The 15,875-nt window shown below is 61.7% G+C and carries 15 protein-coding genes; 2 read left to right on the top strand and 13 right to left on the bottom strand.

Annotated elements, in window-relative coordinates:
- Nucleotides 1–67: 67 nt before the first annotated feature.
- Nucleotides 68–436 (bottom strand): DUF6124 family protein, encoded by a 369-nt coding sequence (locus ACA068_RS23450; RefSeq protein WP_497305133.1) that lies wholly within the window; start codon nucleotides 434–436, stop codon nucleotides 68–70.
- A 538-nt stretch (nucleotides 437–974) separates the two neighbouring features.
- Between ACA068_RS23450 and ACA068_RS23445 the strand changes: the two genes are divergently transcribed.
- On the top strand, nucleotides 975–1,640 hold the full coding sequence (locus ACA068_RS23445; RefSeq protein WP_497305131.1) for a DsbA family oxidoreductase: 666 nt from the start codon (nucleotides 975–977) through the stop codon (nucleotides 1,638–1,640).
- A gap of 158 nt (nucleotides 1,641–1,798) precedes the next feature.
- Here ACA068_RS23445 and ACA068_RS23440 read toward each other — a convergent pair whose 3' ends face one another.
- Genes ACA068_RS23440 through ACA068_RS23415 form a run of 6 tightly spaced genes read right to left on the bottom strand, consistent with a single transcriptional unit; the run spans nucleotide 1,799 to nucleotide 9,063 of the window.
- Nucleotides 1,799–3,187 carry a sigma-54-dependent transcriptional regulator gene (locus ACA068_RS23440; RefSeq protein WP_497305130.1) on the bottom strand — a complete coding sequence of 463 codons (1,389 nt, stop codon included), beginning with the start codon at nucleotides 3,185–3,187 and terminating at the stop codon, nucleotides 1,799–1,801.
- Entirely contained in the window at nucleotides 3,177–4,949 is a 1,773-nt protein-coding gene (locus tag ACA068_RS23435) for a sensor histidine kinase (RefSeq protein WP_497305128.1), read from the bottom strand. Before ACA068_RS23435 ends, ACA068_RS23440 begins: the two co-directional genes overlap by 11 nt.
- Complete coding sequence (locus tag ACA068_RS23430; RefSeq protein WP_497305126.1) at nucleotides 4,946–6,073, bottom strand: GNAT family N-acetyltransferase; 1,128 nt, start codon at nucleotides 6,071–6,073, stop codon at nucleotides 4,946–4,948. The genes ACA068_RS23435 and ACA068_RS23430 overlap by 4 nt, the downstream gene beginning before the upstream one ends.
- A gap of 14 nt (nucleotides 6,074–6,087) precedes the next feature.
- Nucleotides 6,088–6,966 carry an alpha/beta hydrolase gene (locus tag ACA068_RS23425; protein ID WP_497305124.1) on the bottom strand — a complete coding sequence of 293 codons (879 nt, stop codon included), beginning with the start codon at nucleotides 6,964–6,966 and terminating at the stop codon, nucleotides 6,088–6,090.
- Nucleotides 6,963–8,357, bottom strand: coding sequence for an aspartate aminotransferase family protein (locus tag ACA068_RS23420; protein ID WP_497305122.1), 1,395 nt, complete (start codon nucleotides 8,355–8,357; stop codon nucleotides 6,963–6,965). The genes ACA068_RS23425 and ACA068_RS23420 overlap by 4 nt, the downstream gene beginning before the upstream one ends.
- The gene (locus ACA068_RS23415; protein ID WP_497305121.1) at nucleotides 8,350–9,063 is read right to left on the bottom strand and encodes an MtnX-like HAD-IB family phosphatase; all 714 of its coding nucleotides are present in this window, start codon (nucleotides 9,061–9,063) and stop codon (nucleotides 8,350–8,352) included. The genes ACA068_RS23420 and ACA068_RS23415 overlap by 8 nt, the downstream gene beginning before the upstream one ends.
- 220 nt (nucleotides 9,064–9,283) lie before the next feature.
- On the opposite strand from ACA068_RS23415, the gene ACA068_RS23410 reads away from it, so the two are divergent.
- Nucleotides 9,284–10,045 carry a MipA/OmpV family protein gene (locus tag ACA068_RS23410; protein ID WP_497305120.1) on the top strand — a complete coding sequence of 254 codons (762 nt, stop codon included), beginning with the start codon at nucleotides 9,284–9,286 and terminating at the stop codon, nucleotides 10,043–10,045.
- Between the two features lie 134 nt (nucleotides 10,046–10,179).
- Here the strand turns inward: ACA068_RS23410 and ACA068_RS23405 are convergent, their stop codons facing one another.
- The 6 genes from ACA068_RS23405 to aauS all read right to left on the bottom strand — a co-directional run bounded on the left by ACA068_RS23405 (nucleotide 10,180) and on the right by aauS (nucleotide 15,730).
- Nucleotides 10,180–10,578, bottom strand: a complete 399-nt coding sequence (locus ACA068_RS23405; protein WP_497305118.1) for a DMT family transporter — start codon at nucleotides 10,576–10,578, stop codon at nucleotides 10,180–10,182.
- Between the two features lie 10 nt (nucleotides 10,579–10,588).
- Nucleotides 10,589–10,963, bottom strand: coding sequence for a DMT family transporter (locus ACA068_RS23400; protein ID WP_010457711.1), 375 nt, complete (start codon nucleotides 10,961–10,963; stop codon nucleotides 10,589–10,591).
- The gene (locus ACA068_RS23395; RefSeq protein WP_497305116.1) at nucleotides 10,960–11,880 is read right to left on the bottom strand and encodes an arginase family protein; all 921 of its coding nucleotides are present in this window, start codon (nucleotides 11,878–11,880) and stop codon (nucleotides 10,960–10,962) included. Before ACA068_RS23395 ends, ACA068_RS23400 begins: the two co-directional genes overlap by 4 nt.
- 285 nt (nucleotides 11,881–12,165) lie before the next feature.
- Nucleotides 12,166–12,495 (bottom strand): GlpM family protein, encoded by a 330-nt coding sequence (locus ACA068_RS23390; RefSeq protein ID WP_219094616.1) that lies wholly within the window; start codon nucleotides 12,493–12,495, stop codon nucleotides 12,166–12,168.
- 8 nt (nucleotides 12,496–12,503) lie between these two features.
- The gene (aauR, locus tag ACA068_RS23385; protein ID WP_497305114.1) at nucleotides 12,504–13,832 is read right to left on the bottom strand and encodes a two-component response regulator AauR; all 1,329 of its coding nucleotides are present in this window, start codon (nucleotides 13,830–13,832) and stop codon (nucleotides 12,504–12,506) included.
- Nucleotides 13,829–15,730: a two-component sensor histidine kinase AauS gene (aauS, locus tag ACA068_RS23380; RefSeq protein ID WP_497305112.1), complete on the bottom strand. Its 1,902-nt coding sequence runs from the start codon at nucleotides 15,728–15,730 to the stop codon at nucleotides 13,829–13,831. Before aauS ends, aauR begins: the two co-directional genes overlap by 4 nt.
- Between the last annotated feature and the right edge of the window lie 145 nt (nucleotides 15,731–15,875).

Raw genomic sequence — 15,875 nt, 5'->3', positions numbered from 1 at the left:
CCGCCATCGCGAGCAAGCTCGCTCCCACAGTTTTGATCTTTGGTGTTAGTGAAGCATCGCCAGACAGTTAGGTAGCTGAACCCGGTGGAACGAAGTTATCCAGCATCCGGTTCACCGCCAGTTCACCCAGCATGACGGACTGCTGAATGCCCAGCACGGTGTTGCGCTGCGGGCCTTCCAGCAACCCGGCGAAATCACTCAGCATCACGCTCGCCGACGCCAGGGATTCGCAGGCGTTGGCCAGCAGGGTTTCGTGATCGATGTCGGGGGCGATGGTGTAGATGGTGCTGGGGCGGCGGGGAGTGTCTTTGGGGATGACCGGTTTGAGGTAGTAATCGAGGGCGCGGTCGGCGGCTTCGTTGAGTTTTTTGGAGTCCGGGGTTTCGTAGGGGGAAACGTCGTCGGTTCCCGGTGGATTTGGTGTGATCTTGAACATTGGAGGGTACTCCTGATAGTGGAGCCGCAACCTGTCTCGCTACTAAACGGAAGGGTGGCGGCTGTACGCAAGTTAGTAGACCGGCCACCCACCAAAACCGGCGCGCCCGAGGGCGCCATGCGCACAGCCACCATCAAGTGCAGGCGAATGCCTGACTAGATGACACTTATGCGGTCGGTAGGAAAAGCCGGGCTACTAAACCCGATCACTGGAAATCAGTGACGGAACCAAGTTACCGACGGGCCTCCAGGCGCACAAGCCGGCGGATTCTGACGCGGTTGTAGGCGACGGCGCAAGGCGCTGTAGCTTTCAGGAAGTAACCTTAAACAGAACTAAACACACGTCCAAAAACACCGAAAATCCCCTGTGGGAGCGAGCCTGCTCGCGATGGCGGTGTATCAGTCAAGCGGATGGCGACTGACACGACGCCATCGCGAGCAGGCTCGCTCCCACAGGGGGATGGGGAATGGCTGCCACCCCGGTCTTTCAGGTGTATCGTTCAAACTTTCCGGCGCGATTCAAGCCTGCGAGGTGAATGATGAGTACCCCTTTGAAAATCGATTTCGTCAGCGATGTGTCCTGCCCGTGGTGCGTGATCGGCCTGTATGGGCTGACCCGGGCGCTGGAAGTGTTGCGTGATGAGGTCCAGGCCGAGATCCGTTTCCAGCCGTTCGAACTGAACCCGAAGATGGGGCCAGAGGGGCAGAACATCACCGAACACATCACTGAAAAGTACGGCTCGACCCCCGAGCAATCGCAGAAGAACCGCGAGATGATCCGTGCCCGTGGCGCCGAGGTCGGGTTTGCGTTTCGCACCGATGGCAACAGCCGCATCTACAACACCTTTGATGCGCACCGATTGTTGTACTGGGCGGGGCAGGAAGGGTTGCAGTTCAATTTGAAAGAAGCGCTGTTCAAGGCGTATTTCACTGAGGGCGGCAATCTGTCCGACCACGGGCAGTTGGCGCAGATTGCTGAAAGCGTCGGGCTGGATCGGCAGCGGGCCGAGGCGATTCTGGCATCCGATGAGTTTGCCAAAGAGGTACTCGAAGAAGAGCAGTTGTGGCTGTCGCGCGGGGTGAGTTCGGTGCCGACGGTGGTGTTTAACGGCCAGTACGCGGTGACGGGCGGGCAGCCGGTCGAGACCTTTGTCGGAGCGATTCGGCAGATCATGAGTGAATCAAAGGGCGGGACTGTGAGCTAATTGCCGGGAGTGCTTCTGTGGCGAGGGAGCTTGCTCCCGCTGGGCTGCGAAGCGGCCCCAATGTCAGCACCGTTGTAGCCAGGCAGACCAGCATTCGCTGGATTTACGACTGCTGCGCAGCCGAGCGGGAGCAAGCTCCCTCGCCACAGGGGGGGCGGTTACCTGACGATTTTGTCTACGTGGATGCCCAGTTTCTTCAGGCGATACCAGAAGCTGCGCTCCGAGATCCCGATCAACTGCGCCGCCGCAGCCTGCACGCCATTGCTCTGCGCCAGTGCCGCCAGAATGTAAGCCTTCTCGACCTCGGCCAACGCCGCTTCCAGATCCGCCGGTACGCTGCCTTCGGTGACCAGCGCACCGCTGCTGCCGGCATTTGAGGCAAACAGATACGCCGGCAAATCTTCCTCTTCAATCACCGCCCCCGACGCCACAATCGTCGCCCGCTCCACGCAGTTCTGCAGCTCGCGAATATTCCCCGGCCACGAATAATGGGCCATGGCCTGCAAGGCTTGCGCGCTGAACCCGGTAAAACGCTTGCCCGCCGTGGCGCCCAGGGTGTGAGCAAAATGCCGGGCCAGCGGCGCGATGTCTTCCACCCTTTCGCGCAAGGCCGGCAGCGGGATCGGGAACACGTTGAGGCGGTAATAAAGGTCCTCGCGAAACTCCTTGTTGGCCACCGCGTCCAGCAGGTTCTTGTTCGTCGCGGCAATCACCCGCACATCGACCTTGCGCTCACGCGGATCGCCCACCGGCTCGATCACCCGTTCCTGCAAGGCCCGGAGGATTTTCGCCTGCAAGGCCAGCGGCATTTCGCCGATTTCATCGAGGAACAACGTGCCTTTGTCAGCCTGCATGAAGCGCCCGACGCGATCCGCCACGGCGCCGGTAAACGCGCCTTTGCGGTGGCCGAACATTTCGCTTTCCAGAAGTCCTTCCGGGATCGCCGCACAGTTCACCGCTACAAACGGTTTGTCAGCGCGATTGCCGTGTTTGTGGATCGCCCGGGCGACCATTTCCTTGCCGGTGCCGCTTTCGCCGGTCAGCAGAATCGTCGCGCTGCTCTCGCGTACCGAATCGATCGCGTGCAGCACCCGCCGAAAGCTCGGGCTGTCCCCGATCAGGCTGTCGATCTGCTGGTGTTCGTCGAGCTCGGCGCGCATGCGCTGGTTGTCTTTGAGGATGTCGCGAAATTGCAGGGCCTTGCTGACGGTGATGTCCAGTTCGTCAATGTCGAATGGCTTGGCGATGTAGTCGAAGGCGCCGTTGCGCATCGATTGCACGGCGTTTTTCACCGTGCTGTAGGCGGTCATGACGATCACCGGCAGTTGCGGAAAACGGCTTTTGATTTCCGCCAGCAATTGCGGGCCGTCCATGCCGGGCATGCGCCAGTCGCTGATTACCAGGTCGATGTCCTCGCACTCCAGCACCTTGAGCGCGTGCAGGCCATTGCCGGCGGTGAACACCTGGAGGCCGTTCTGACCCAGTGCCGATGCCAGCAAGTCGCAGAGCTTGGGCTCGTCGTCGACCACCAGTACGTTATGTGTCATCGCTGCCCTCGTCGAAGTCTTCACCATTGGCCGGAATGTACAGGCTGAAGGTGGTGCCGGCATCTTTTTCACTCACGCATTCGATGCGCCCGTCATGACTTTCCATGATCGAGAACACCTTCGCCAGCCCTAGGCCGGTGCCTGAGGCCTTGGTGGTGACGAACGGCGTGAAGATCCGTTCGAGCATGTCCGGTTCGATGCCCTGGCCGGTGTCGCTGATGCTGATCACGGTGTACGGCGATTCGCTGCTGATCGCCACGGTCAGCCGCCCACCGTCGGGCATGGCGTCGATGGCGTTGACGATCAGGTTCAGGCCGGCCTGCTTGAGTTGCCGCGCGTCGGCGTGAAGGGTCGCGCCGGGGGCCTGATCGTCGATTTGCACATCGATGGTGTGGCTGGCCAGTTCCGGGGCGCAGAAGCCCATCAACTCATTCACCAGCGGCCGCGCCGGTTGCGTCGAGCGCATCGGCGCGCTGGGTTTGGCGAAGTCGAGGAAGTCGGTGATCAGGTCGTTGATGCGGCTGACTTCACTGACCACGTATTCCAGATGACGCTTGTCGGTCTCGGGCAAATCGGCCCGCCGGTGCAGCAGTTGCGTGGCGGTTTTGATGATGCCCAGCGGGTTGCGGATTTCATGGGCCAGGCCCATGGCGACTTCGCCCAGCGCGTGCAGACGGTCGCGGCGGCGCAGTTGCGATTCCAGGTGCTGCAACTCGCCGAGGCGTTCGCTCATGTGGTTGAAGGTGCTGCTCAATTCCGCCAGTTCGTCGCCGCCGGTGACCATCAGGCGTTGGCGGTAATCCCCGGCAATCACCGCTTGCACGCCTTTGGACAACCCGCGCAAGGGCTTGGTCAGGCGTTGCGAGACAAACCAGCCAACCGTCAGGGACGCCGCCGAGCTGAGCAGGAAAATCAGGATGAACAGGTTGCTCTGGTTCACCAGCCCGACCAGGCTGGTGTGGCGCAGCAGGCCGCTGAAGATTACGCCTTGCAGCTCACCGTTTTCATTGAGGATCGGCCGGTAGATGCCGCTGTAGCGATTGGTGAATTGTTCGATCGGCTGCTTGGTGTTGCGCAGGATCTGTTCGATGTTCTCCGGCACCGCCGCCGGGTGATCTTCGAAACGCTGGGTGGAAAAGATCTCAGAGAAGTCATTCGCCTTGGCCAGGTACAGCCGCAGGTCGAGGGAATGCACGTCGGCGACGCTGGTGAGGAAACTGCTGTCGAGGTAGGTGGCGATGACCAGTTTGTAATCGACGCCGTCCTGATCGGTCTCGAAGGTCGAGACCACCGTGCCGGTGGGGATGCCGCCGACTTGCAGGGTCTGCAACAACGCCTTGGACTCGGTGCTGATCTGCCGGACGATGTCATCGGCGGCGGTGCTGAACACCACTTTGTGATCGCTGTTGCGCACCAGCGCCACCACGTCGATGCCCATGGAATCAGCGATGTCGGTGGTCAGTTTGTCGTGTTTGCTCGACAACCGATCGGTGGGCGAGCGTGTGTAGCGCAGGAACAACTGCGCGGCCCGGGCGTTATCCCGGCGGATTTCAGTGATCTCGTCCTCGACGATCTGGGTCGATTCCTGCAGCCAGATCCGCACGTTGCTGTCGAAAATCTGCGACAGGGTGGTGGCCGCCAGTTCCGCGGCGATCATCGTCGGAATCACGCTGACCAGCCAGAACGCCAGCACCAGTTTGCGCTGCAGGCTCCAGCCGGAGAGGGCGAAAGGTCGGGCGGTGGCGGGGCGGTTTTTGATCATGAGGTTTCGCTTATTGCAGCAGCCATGGCAGGGTCGGAACGGTCCGGTCGAATGAACATTTTCACCAGTCGCAACAGACCGTCGAGCACGCGGTTGCGATGGCGGAAAAACACGGTGTTGCCGGTGAACGAGCAACCCAGGCGCAGCTTACTGGCATAGCCGGCCTGACCGCACGCGTAGATCGGGATGCCGTGTTCAATACAGTAGTCGACATTGGCCAGCCAGCTGCGCACGTACAGGTTGTGCTCGCGGGTTCGGGTCAGGTCGTGGGCGAAGAATTTGTCGACCAGGCGTTGCTCGTCCAGCAGCACCAGGTTGAACGCTACCAGCTCATCGCCGACCCAGTACAGCACGCACGCGGCGCGTTCATCGAGGTGTTCGAGGACCTGACGGAAGTAGTCCGGTGGCAGGCGTTCGAAGGTCAGATCGCTGCGCTCGAGGGTGGCTTCGTAAAGCGCCATCATTCTCGGGAGCAGGTCTTCCACGGTGCGCCGCCATTCGATGCGCGGACCTTGCCCGCGCAACGTGCGGCGCAGGTCTTTACGGGTGGATTTGCCGAGGGTGCCGAGGTACGCGTCCACGGAGCCAAAACGGATCGGCAGTTCGGCGCTGGGCAGGCCGGGCATGCTTTGCAGACCGACCGCCTGGCACACCTGCAACCACTGCGGATCCCGGTGAGACGCATCCTTGACCGCCAGCAGACCGATCCCGGCCTGTTCGGCGTCGTTGCGCGCCAGGGTCAATAATTGCTCAAGCAAGGCCGGGCGCCGGGCGGCGTCGATCTGGCGCGCGGTCCCGACATGGCATTGCTCGGCCACTGGCGAACCGAGGGCGTACAGGCGCACGTCGAACAGCCCCGGCCACCAGCGGCGCAACTGTTCGGTGACGCGTTTACCCGGTCCCTGAACCGTGGTGTCCAGCGAATACAAGGTGGTGAATGCCACCGCCGCCGCGACCAACACCTCGTCTTCGTACAGCGCCAGATAGCGCCATTGGAAATCCGCAATGCCCGCCTGTTCGACGGCCCGGTAATAATCCCAGTCCTCCAGTTCTGCGGGGAAACAGTCATTCCAGGCACCGCGGTCGATGGCTTCGATGGTCGAAAAGGCAAGGGCAGTGATCACTTCAGTTCCTTGAGTTACGCCAGCTGCCGGTATGCCTGGCGAATGGGTTGCGGGGCGGTGACTTGTTGCATGAACCGGTGCTGGATGAAGTCCGCGCTCAGCTCCACCACGCGGCGGTATTGCAGGTCGACGGTGATCATGTGGTAACAGTCGTCGAGCAGGATTTTCACCACCGGGCCGCCGAGTTTGCGTTCCACATAGTCGGCGTTCCAGCGGCTGGTGATGTCGTCTTCCCGTGAGTGCAGAACCAGCGCCTGCGTGGTGATCTGCGGCATGCGCTTTTTCACCGCCGCCACCAATCGATGCAGTTCCCGCACACTCACCCCGTACATGGTCAGCAATCCGGCATTGGCGCTTTCACCGGCCTTCATCTGCCGTTCGACGATGGCGCGCAAGCGTTCGTCCTTGATGCCGAACGGTGATTTTTCGTTGAAGCGGCACAGGTGCACGCCAAACGGAATCGACATCACCAGGCTGCTCAATTTGGCGACCCAAGGCATGTTCCAGCCGTCGTAGCGCAGGGTGGTTGAATACAGTAGCAAGCCTTCGATCTGCCCCGGATGCTCGGCCGCCAGGTACATCGCCAGCACCGCGCCCATCGACAAGCCGCCGACGAACACATGCTCATGCTTGCGCCGCACACCGACGAAGGTGTTGCGTGCGCTCTCGTACCAGTCGCGCCAGCCGGTGGCTTGCAGGTCGGCGTTGTCCCCGCAGTGGCCGGCCAGGGTCGGCACGTAGACCGTGCAACCGGCCTTGGCCAGGCCCATCGCGACCCGACGCAACTCGGTCGGCGTGCCGGTGAGGCCGTGGATCAACAACACCGCGACCTCCCCGTTGCCGAGAACGAAACCGGCGCTGCCTTCGCCCATGTCGATCTTTTCGGTGTTCATCGTTTCATGGCTCGATCAAGTAGACGGTCGAGCAGCGTGATGCCGAGGTCGATTTCCGGGTAGCTGATTTCCAGCGACGGTGCGAGGGTGATCACGTTTTTGTAGTAACCGCCCACATCGAGGATCAGGCCCAGGCGTTTGCCGTCGATTTCGATGTCGCCTTTCATGCCTTCTTCGACCATGAAATCGAGCGTTGCCTTGTCCGGCGTGAAGCCGTCCGGCCCGCAGATTTCACAGCGCAGGGCCAGGCCCAGGCCGTCGACGTCGCCGATGATCGGATAGCGTTTCTGCAAGTCTTTCAAGCCTTCGAGGAAGTACTTGCCCTTGTTCATGACCATCGCACCGTAGTCGATTTCGCTGGTCATTTTGAACATTTCCAGGCCGACCGCCGTGCCCAACGGGTTGGAGGCGAAGGTCGAATGGGTCGAGCCTGGCGGGAAGATCTTCGGGTTGATCAATTCTTCCTTGGCCCAGATACCGCCCAATGGGTTGAGGCCATTGGTCAAGGCTTTACCGAAGACGATGACGTCCGGTTTGACGTCGAAGTGTTCGATCGACCACAGCTTGCCGGTGCGCCAGAAGCCCATCTGGATTTCATCGACCACCATCAGGATGCCGTGCTGATCCAGCACGTGCTTGAGTTCGCTGTAGAAGTTCATCGGCGGAATCACGTAGCCGCCGGTGCCCTGGATCGGCTCGACGTAGAAGGCTGCGTATTCGCTCTGGCCGACTTTCGGGTCCCAGACGCCGTTGTATTCGGTCTCGAACAGGCGGGCGAATTGCTGCACGCAATGGCTGCCGTACTCTTCCTTGGTCATGCCTTTCGGGCCGCGGAAGTGGTACGGAAACGGGATGAAATTGGCGCGCTCGCCGAAGTGGCCGTAGCGGCGGCGATAGCGGTAGCTGGAGGTGATCGACGACGCACCGAGGGTGCGGCCGTGGTAACCGCCTTCGAAGGCGAACATCAGGCTTTTGCCGTTGGTGGCGTTGCGCACGACTTTCAGCGAGTCCTCGATGGACTGCGAACCGCCGACGTTGAAGTGCACGCGACCGTCGAGGCCGAACTTCTTCTTCGCGTCCACGGCGATCATTTCCGAGAGCTCGATCTTGCCTTTGTGCAGGTACTGGCTGGCGATCTGCGGCAGGGTGTCGATCTGCTGTTTCAGCGCGTTGTTCAGGCGCGGGTTGGCGTAACCGAAGTTGACCGCCGAGTACCACATTTGCAGGTCGAGGTAGGCCTGGTCTTCGGTGTCCCAGACGTAGGAGCCTTCGCAGCGGCTGAAAATGCGCGGCGGATCGATGTAGTGAACGGTGTCGCCGTAGGAGCAGTACTTGGCTTCTTTATCCAGAAGGACCTGGTCTTCAGGTGTGGCGATTCGAATATCAGACATGGTGGAAGAGTTCCTGATTTTCTGGGTTGAAAGTTTCTATGTTGAAAGAGGTGGCGTTGGCGGCGCTGGCGCTTGGCAGCAGGGCGAGCAACGCGGGCAGTTCGGCGAAGCTGTCGAAGCGGGCGTAGGCGATGCCGTTGCGCTCGCAGTGCTCGGCCAGGCGATCCTTGGCGAACACGAAATCGGCGGTGGCGGCCACGCACATGTCGGACTGGCCGTCGCCGATCACCAGCACCCGTTTGGCGCTGGGGGTGGATTTGCATTTGCAGTTGCCGGAGGCGGCGCGGCAGGCGTCGCTGGCATGGGGAAAGTCGATGCGCCAGCTCTGGTGGTCGAGTTGCCGCAGGCGGTTGGCGAGGATCGGCAAGAGGCTGACGTAGTGGCGCGCCAGGATCCGTGCGATGCCTTGCTCGATGCCGTCGCTGACCACTTCAAGGGAAGCGCCGAGGCCGATGACGTGGTCGACGAAGTCGGGGAAGTCAGGGTCGATCTCGATGGTGTCGAAGAACCGTAGCAGTTCGCCCGGTGTGGCCTTGACCAGCGAGAGCTGGCGGCTGAGGCATTCACGGGAACCGATGTCACCTGCCAGCCACTCGTTTTCGATTGCTTCCCAGCTCGGGTCGGCGAACCGTTGGAGGATGCTGTCGATCACGTCGGTGCGGGTGATGGTCCCGTCGAAATCACACACGATATGCCAGTCAATCATCTGTTGTACCTATCTTGGCAGGAGGCGCTGTTTGCGCTTGCCAAGGGGGTAGAGCAGGGACTGTGCCAACCGGGTTCGGCCCAGCGGGGCTGGGGTTCTGGCGTGTGTGGGTATCGGTGAAGCTACAATTTTTGTAGGTCGCTACAAACAACATGAGTGCTTGCGCGGGAGGGGCGATTCGGGGATTGATGCGCGCACATCCAGATCAAGGAATGGCCTCATGTCGAGGATTACTGTTGCTCTATTTGCCGCGCTGACGTGCCTTTCGGCCAACGTTTCAGCGGACGGCATCACCGGTGAAGCAGGGGCTGGCCTCAGCTATCAGCCGCACGATCCGACTGGTAGCCGCTACGAAACCCGGCCGGTGCCGTACCTCGATCTGGATTGGGGCGATGTCAGCCTCAGTACGGACGACGGGCTGACCTGGGACGCGTTGAGCGCCAATGGTTTCAGCGCCGGACCGTTCGTGAATTACCTGCCGGGGCGCACGTCCAACGGCGAATTGCAGGGGTTGCGCGATGTGCCGGACATGGCCGAGGTGGGCGGCTTCGTGCAGTACGCGCCCGCTGATTTCTGGCGGGTGTTTGCGTCCGTCGGGCAAGCGGTGGGCGGGCGTGGCGGGCAGGGCGGGGTGTTGGGGCGCGTCGGCGGGGAGTTGGGTTATCCACTGGGCGGCGGGGTAATTGGCAGCTCCAGTCTGACCGCGCATTTTGCTGATGCGCGGCAGAATCAGACGTTTTTCGGGGTGAGTGCCAATGAGTCACAAGCCTCGGGGATTCGGCCGTACAACGCTGGCGGTGGATTGCAGAATGTGGCGTTGACCCAGAGCTTTGAGTTCCCGCTGGCGCCGCAGTGGTCGTTGCTGACGAGTGCGAGCTGGGTTCATCTGACGGGCTCGGCGGCGGATAGCAGTATTGTCAAAGCCGTCGGGGAGACCAACCAAGGGGAAGTGCAGGCGGCGGTTGCTTATAAGTTTGACTGAGGATTATTCGTTGCCTGAGTTGACGCCTTCGCGAGCAAGCCCGCTCCCACATTCGACCGAGCTCTTTCAGTAAGAACTCGGTCGAATGTGGGAGCGGGCTTGCTCGCGAAGGGTCCCTTACATTCAACAAGTATCTATTTTTCTTCACCCTCGGCCAGCAACGCAATCCCCCCCATAATCACCGCCACCCCCACCCAGTGCAGCACGCTGATCTGCTCCCCCAGCCCCAGCCACGACCCGAGCAAAACCCCGACAAACACCAGCGAACTCAGCGGAAACGCCAGGGACAAACTGCTGCGCCGCAAGATCAGCATCCACACGAAAAACGCGCCGATGTAGCAGACAATCGCAAACCACACCCCGGCATTTACCGCCACGGCCAGCAGCCATTGCAGGTTGAAATCCATCTGCCCCAGTTGATCGCCTCCGACCTTGGTGGCGATCTGGCCGGCACTTTCAAAACCGATCAACAACGCCCACAGCACCACCGTACCGAGGCGCTCATGCAGCCAATCGGTCTTGTTTCTGATCATCGCTTGAGCCTCATGCATGGGTGACACACACGAGCATCACCCCCGCCGTAATCACTAAAGTGCCGAGCCAGCGCCGGCGGCTGACGGTCTCGCCGAGGATCAGCTTGCCAGCCAACACCACGCCGCAATACGCCAGCGCCGCCGCCGGAAACAACAGGCTCAGCGGCGCCCGCGACAGGGCTTCGAGCCAGACGAAAAATTCGATCACGTAGGCGCCGATCCCGCACCACAGCAGCGGCGCGTTGAACACTTGGCCCCAGAACGCATTCAAGCGAAACCCGCCTTCGAGCTCCGGTAAACGGTCCAGGCCGAGCTTGAAACAGAGCTGGCCGATGACGTCCAGCACGATGGAAAACGCCACCAGCACAATCACGGTGAAGGTCATGGAAACAACTCCTCGAACAGATCGATCAACGCCTGGTTGGTCGCCGCGTTGCGCAGCAGATCCGCTTCGCTCCAGCGTTCGGCCGGGGGCTGGTCCGACTTGGCTTCCCAGCGCTTGAGGGCGTTGCTGAAGGCCGGCCGGGCGTACTCGCCGCAGATGTCGATGCCGAGGATTCGCTTGCTGGCCGCCAACGCTCTGATGGCTTGCAGCAAGTGGCTCAGGCGCATGCCGCCCTGGTCCCAGTTGGTCGCCGCGTCTTCGCTGGCCAATACATCCTTGTCGACGGTGATCCACACCGCGCGGGAGGGCAGGCTGGCGATCATTTGTTCGAGAAAAACCGGCCAGTCGAGCTCCGCCAGATTGCGCCAGTGCAGCAGGTTTTCCTGTTGTTGATGACCGGCGCCGTCACCGACCCGGCCCCACACTTTCGAGGGCGGGCGCTGCCACGGAAACAGCTGCAACACGCCGCGTTTGAGCGCCCTGACATTGCCGCCCTTGAGCTGCGGATTCTGCAGGTCGTCGCTGCACGGGCCGAGGGTGACGATGCGCTGGATGTTCGGCAGTTTCAGCGCCTGATTGACCCACGAACCGCAATGCCGGCGCGGGGCGAAGCGGACCCAGTCGGGGTGGTTGTCGAAGTGGATCAGGCTTACCGGCTCCGGCAAATCAGTCAGGAACGCCGGGGTCAGATGGTGGTAATCACCGGAGCCGACGAAGAAGATTTCCGGCTGCGGGCCGCTGTGTCGGGGCCGTTGCTGCAAGCGTTCGGCGAACCGGCGCCAGGTCCGTTCGCTGGACCACAGCCGCAGTTTCGGGCCGAGGTCGAGCAAGTCGAGGCGTTTGGCACGGCCGCTTTCCAGCAGCCGCGAGATGGGCGCCTGGGCCGTCAGGCTGTGGTCGAGATCTAAAATGTTCAAGGTCGCAATTCACCCTTGGCAGACCCTCCCAGACACCGGCTTCATCCATCATGAAGGCCGGCCGAGGGGGCTTTGGGGGTAAATGCAAGGGACGGGCCAGCCGCCACCGATCAGACACCGCAGATCCTTTGATGATCATTCCCACGCTCCGCGTGGGAATGATCACACACCGCAGACCCTGTAGGAGCGAGGCTTGCCCGCGAAGAGGCCGGTGCGTCCGATGCATCTCCTGCGATAGGAACACCGCCTTCGCGGGCAAGCCTCGCTCCTACAGAACCTGCGGGATCAGGCGTGCAGGCGGACCCAGACGGTGACGAGGACGGTGGCGGCCATCAGCCACGCCACTGCCGCCACGGCGAGCGATGCTTCAAGCCGCATCCGGTCGACCATCACATACAACGTCGCCAGGTAAACGAAGTACGGAATGATCGACCACATCCCGAACACGATGGTGGTCTTCAAGTCATCCAGCGAACGCCCCTTGCCGACGATGTAGTGCGCAATCAGCGCAAAGGTCGGAAACAGCGGCACCAACCCTGCGATGTAATAGTTTTTGGTCTTGGCCAACGCAGCCAGAATCACCACTACCGCCGCACCCAGCGCTGCTTTGAGGATCAGGTCCATCAGTGGCTCAGCCCGTACTTCTTCACTTTGTCGAACAGCGTGGTCTTGGCCATCCCGAGTTCCAGGCTGGCCTGGGTCAGGTTGCCGCCGCTGCGTTGCAAGGCGTCGCTGAGCAGGTTGCGTTCGAACGCTTCCACCGCTTCAGCGAAGGCCAGCCCCTGAGCGCTGCCGCTGGCGCCGGATTTCTTGAAGGCCGGCAGGCCAAGGGCAAAACGCTCGGCGACGTTGCGCAGTTCGCGCACGTTGCCCGGCCAGTCGTGGCTCATCAGGTGCGACAGGGTCTGGTTGTCCAGCTCCGGCACGGCGCGGTCGAAGCGCAGGGACGATTGCTGCAGGAAGTGTTCGAACAGTTGCAGGATGTCTTCGCGACGTTCGCGAAGGGGCGGCAGTTCCAGGGTCACCACGTTCAGGCGGTAATACAGGTCGCTGCGAAACTCGCCGGCCTTGCTCGACTCGTCGAGGTCGGACTTGGTCGCTGCGATCACCCGGCAATCCACGGCCACGCTCTGGTTCGAACCCAGGCGTTCGAGGGTGCGTTCCTGCAACACCCGCAGCAGTTTGATCTGCAAGGGCAGGGGCATGCTTTCCACTTCATCGAGGAACAGCGTACCGCCGTCGGCGTGTTCGATTTTGCCGATCCGCCGTTTGCCGGCGCCGGTGAAGGCGTTGGCTTCATGGCCGAAGATTTCACTCTCGAAGAGGTTCTCCGGCAGGCCGCCGCAGTTCAGCGCGACAAATTGTTTGGTGTGGCGGCGACTGAAATCGTGCAGGCAGCGCGCAACCAATTCCTTACCGGTGCCGGTTTCGCCTTCGATCAGCACGTTGGCCGACGTATCGGCGACGTTGGCAATCAGTTCGCGAAGGTTCTGCATGGCCGGCGAGCGGCCAATGATCCGGCCTTCGAGGGAATCGCGCTCCGCCAGTTGCCGACGCAACGAAGACACTTCCCGCGCCAGGCTGCGTTGTTCCAGCGCGCGGCGGGCGACATCGACGAGGCGTTCCGGGGAGAAGGGTTTCTCCATGAAGTCGTAAGCGCCTTTCTGCATGGCGCCGACGGCCATGGAAATGTCGCCGTGACCGGTGATCAGCACCACCGGCAGGCTGCGATCGCGGGCCTTGAGCCGGGTCAGCAGTTCCAGGCCGTCGATGCCCGGCAGGCGGATGTCGCTGATGACGATGCCGGCAAAGTTGTCGCCAACCCGCTCCAGCGCTTCTTCGGCGCTGCCCACGCCCACGCAGGGAATGTCTTCCAGGGTCAGCGCTTGTTGGCAGCCGAGCAGCACATGGGGGTCGTCTTCGACGATCAGCACACTAAGGTCGTTGTTCATATTGGCTCGGCGTGAATGGGGCTTACCAACGGTAAACTGAGGACGAAGGTGGTGCCACCGCTGGCCGGGTGTTCGACACCCAGGTGCCCGCCGGTGGCGGCGGCCAGGCTGGCGGAAAGGGTCAGGCCCAGGCCCAGGCCTTGTTCGCCGGGCTTGGTGGTGAAGAACGGTTCGAACAAATGCTTGCGCGCTTCGGCATCGATACCGTGGCCGTTGTCGCGCACGCGCAGGCGATATTTGCCATCGAATGCTTCGCCCTCCAGCCACAACTCGGGCAACGGTTGCGCCTGCATGGCGTCGAGGGCATTGCCGATCAGGTTGACCAGAATCTGCTCGAGGCGGGTCTGGTCGATCTGCACCTGCACGTCTTTGAAGTCACGATGCAGTTGCAGATGGACACTTTCCACGCGACCGCCGAGCAATTGCAACGCGGCGTCTACCGCTTTGCCCAGGCAGGCCTGGCCCTTGTCGTCACCGCGACGGGCGAAGGAGCGCAGGCTGGCGGTGATTCGGCCCATGCGGTCGATCAATTCGTTGATGGTCTTGAGGTTGGTGCTGGCCACGTCCAGTTGACCGCGCTCTAAAAAGCGCACGGTGTTGCCGGACAAGGTGCGCAGCGCCGCCAGCGGCTGGTTCAGTTCGTGGGCGATGCTGGTCGACATCTGGCCGATGGCGGCGAGTTTGCCGGCCTGCACCAGCTCATCCTGGGCGCGGCGCAGTGTCTCTTCGGCCTGGCGCCGTTCGCGGATCTGGCCCTTCAGGCGTTCGTTGCTGGCGCGCAGATCCGTGGTGCGTTCGGTAATCCGACGCTCCAGTTGATTATTGGCTTCCTGCAGGGCTTCACGGGCGGCGAGGCGGGTGGCGATCACCTTGCGCCGCTCGTTCCAGGCAATCAGCAGGAACGCCACCAGGGCAAACGCCACCGCCACCAGAATCCCCTGATTGATCGCTTCACGGCGCAAATCCTGAAGCGGCGTGAGCAGGGTGAAATTCCATGGGGTGTCGCTCAAGGGGCGGGTCTGCGAGAGGTAGCTGATGTCCTCTTCGTCGGACTCCACTTCACTGTTGGCAGGGAAGGTCAATTTTTCCTCGCCTTCGGCCAGTTGCTCCCGGGCCAGTGGCTGCAATTCGTTCAGCGGGAACCAGTAGTACTGCAGGCTGCGGGCGAGTTTTTCCTTGGTTTCGTCGCTCAACGGAACCACCGATTTCAGCCGTCGCGCCGGGTCGCTGGAGAGAATGATGATGCCATTCTCGTCGCTGACAAAGGCTTCGAGGCGCGCACGCTGCCAGCGTTCTTCCATGGCTTCGAGGCGCACCTTGACCACCGCGACGCCGATGATCTTGCCGTGCTCTTCGAGGCCGTGGGCCAGGTAGTAACCGGGTTCGCCGTTGGTGCTGCCGATGCCGTAGAAGCGCCCCGGCTGACCGCGCACGGCGTTCTGGAAATAGGCGCGGAAGGACAGGTCTTCGCCCAGGTAACTGTCGACATCGCGCCAGTTGCTGGTGGCCATGACGCGGCCGGTGGTGTCCATCACGTAGATGGCCCGACTGCGGCTGCGCCGGTTCAGGCCTTCGAGGTAATCATTGACTGTCTGCCGGTGTTCCGGTGACGGATTGGCCAGCAGTTTTGAAACACTGGATTCAAGTTCCAGCAGGCTGGGGAGGTAGGTGTATTTGCTGATCTCGCTCTCGACGGCGCGGGCGTGCAGTTCGAGCTGACGCTGGCCGTTCTCGCTGAGGCTGCGAATCCCGTAGTGTTCACTGACCCAGAAGCCGAGGTAACCCAATCCGATCATCAGGGCGATGACCAGGGGTGGCAGGAACAGATGGCGAATCAGACGGGGTTTCACGGCGAGTGATGGCGGCGCGGCGCGATAGAGAGTGGGGTCGCATTTCATCACAGATGCCTTGGGTCAACCAGCGTGGCAACAGGCTTGCTCTGGTTTCCAGTCGAATGCGGAACCTGTGGCGAGGGAGCTTGCACCCGCTCGGCTGCGAAGCAGTCGTAAAGCCGGTCAATGCGGTATGTCAGACATCATGCAT

It is taken from the genome of Pseudomonas sp. LBUM1660 (assembly GCF_059695935.1).
The sequence above is the reverse complement of the archived record's forward strand: the minus strand, read 5'-3'. Positions and strand labels throughout refer to the sequence as shown.

Coding starts and splice junctions, on each gene's coding strand:
- ACA068_RS23450 (WP_497305133.1), bottom strand. CDS start 436: ATGTTCAAGATCACACCAAATCCACCGGGAACCGACGACGTTTCCCCC.
- ACA068_RS23445 (WP_497305131.1), top strand. CDS start 975: ATGAGTACCCCTTTGAAAATCGATTTCGTCAGCGATGTGTCCTGCCCG.
- ACA068_RS23440 (WP_497305130.1), bottom strand. CDS start 3,187: ATGACACATAACGTACTGGTGGTCGACGACGAGCCCAAGCTCTGCGAC.
- ACA068_RS23435 (WP_497305128.1), bottom strand. CDS start 4,949: ATGATCAAAAACCGCCCCGCCACCGCCCGACCTTTCGCCCTCTCCGGC.
- ACA068_RS23425 (WP_497305124.1), bottom strand. CDS start 6,966: ATGAACACCGAAAAGATCGACATGGGCGAAGGCAGCGCCGGTTTCGTT.
- ACA068_RS23420 (WP_497305122.1), bottom strand. CDS start 8,357: ATGTCTGATATTCGAATCGCCACACCTGAAGACCAGGTCCTTCTGGAT.
- ACA068_RS23415 (WP_497305121.1), bottom strand. CDS start 9,063: ATGATTGACTGGCATATCGTGTGTGATTTCGACGGGACCATCACCCGC.
- ACA068_RS23410 (WP_497305120.1), top strand. CDS start 9,284: ATGTCGAGGATTACTGTTGCTCTATTTGCCGCGCTGACGTGCCTTTCG.
- ACA068_RS23405 (WP_497305118.1), bottom strand. CDS start 10,578: ATGATCAGAAACAAGACCGATTGGCTGCATGAGCGCCTCGGTACGGTG.
- ACA068_RS23400 (WP_010457711.1), bottom strand. CDS start 10,963: ATGACCTTCACCGTGATTGTGCTGGTGGCGTTTTCCATCGTGCTGGAC.
- aauR (WP_497305114.1), bottom strand. CDS start 13,832: ATGAACAACGACCTTAGTGTGCTGATCGTCGAAGACGACCCCCATGTG.
- aauS (WP_497305112.1), bottom strand. CDS start 15,730: ATGAAATGCGACCCCACTCTCTATCGCGCCGCGCCGCCATCACTCGCC.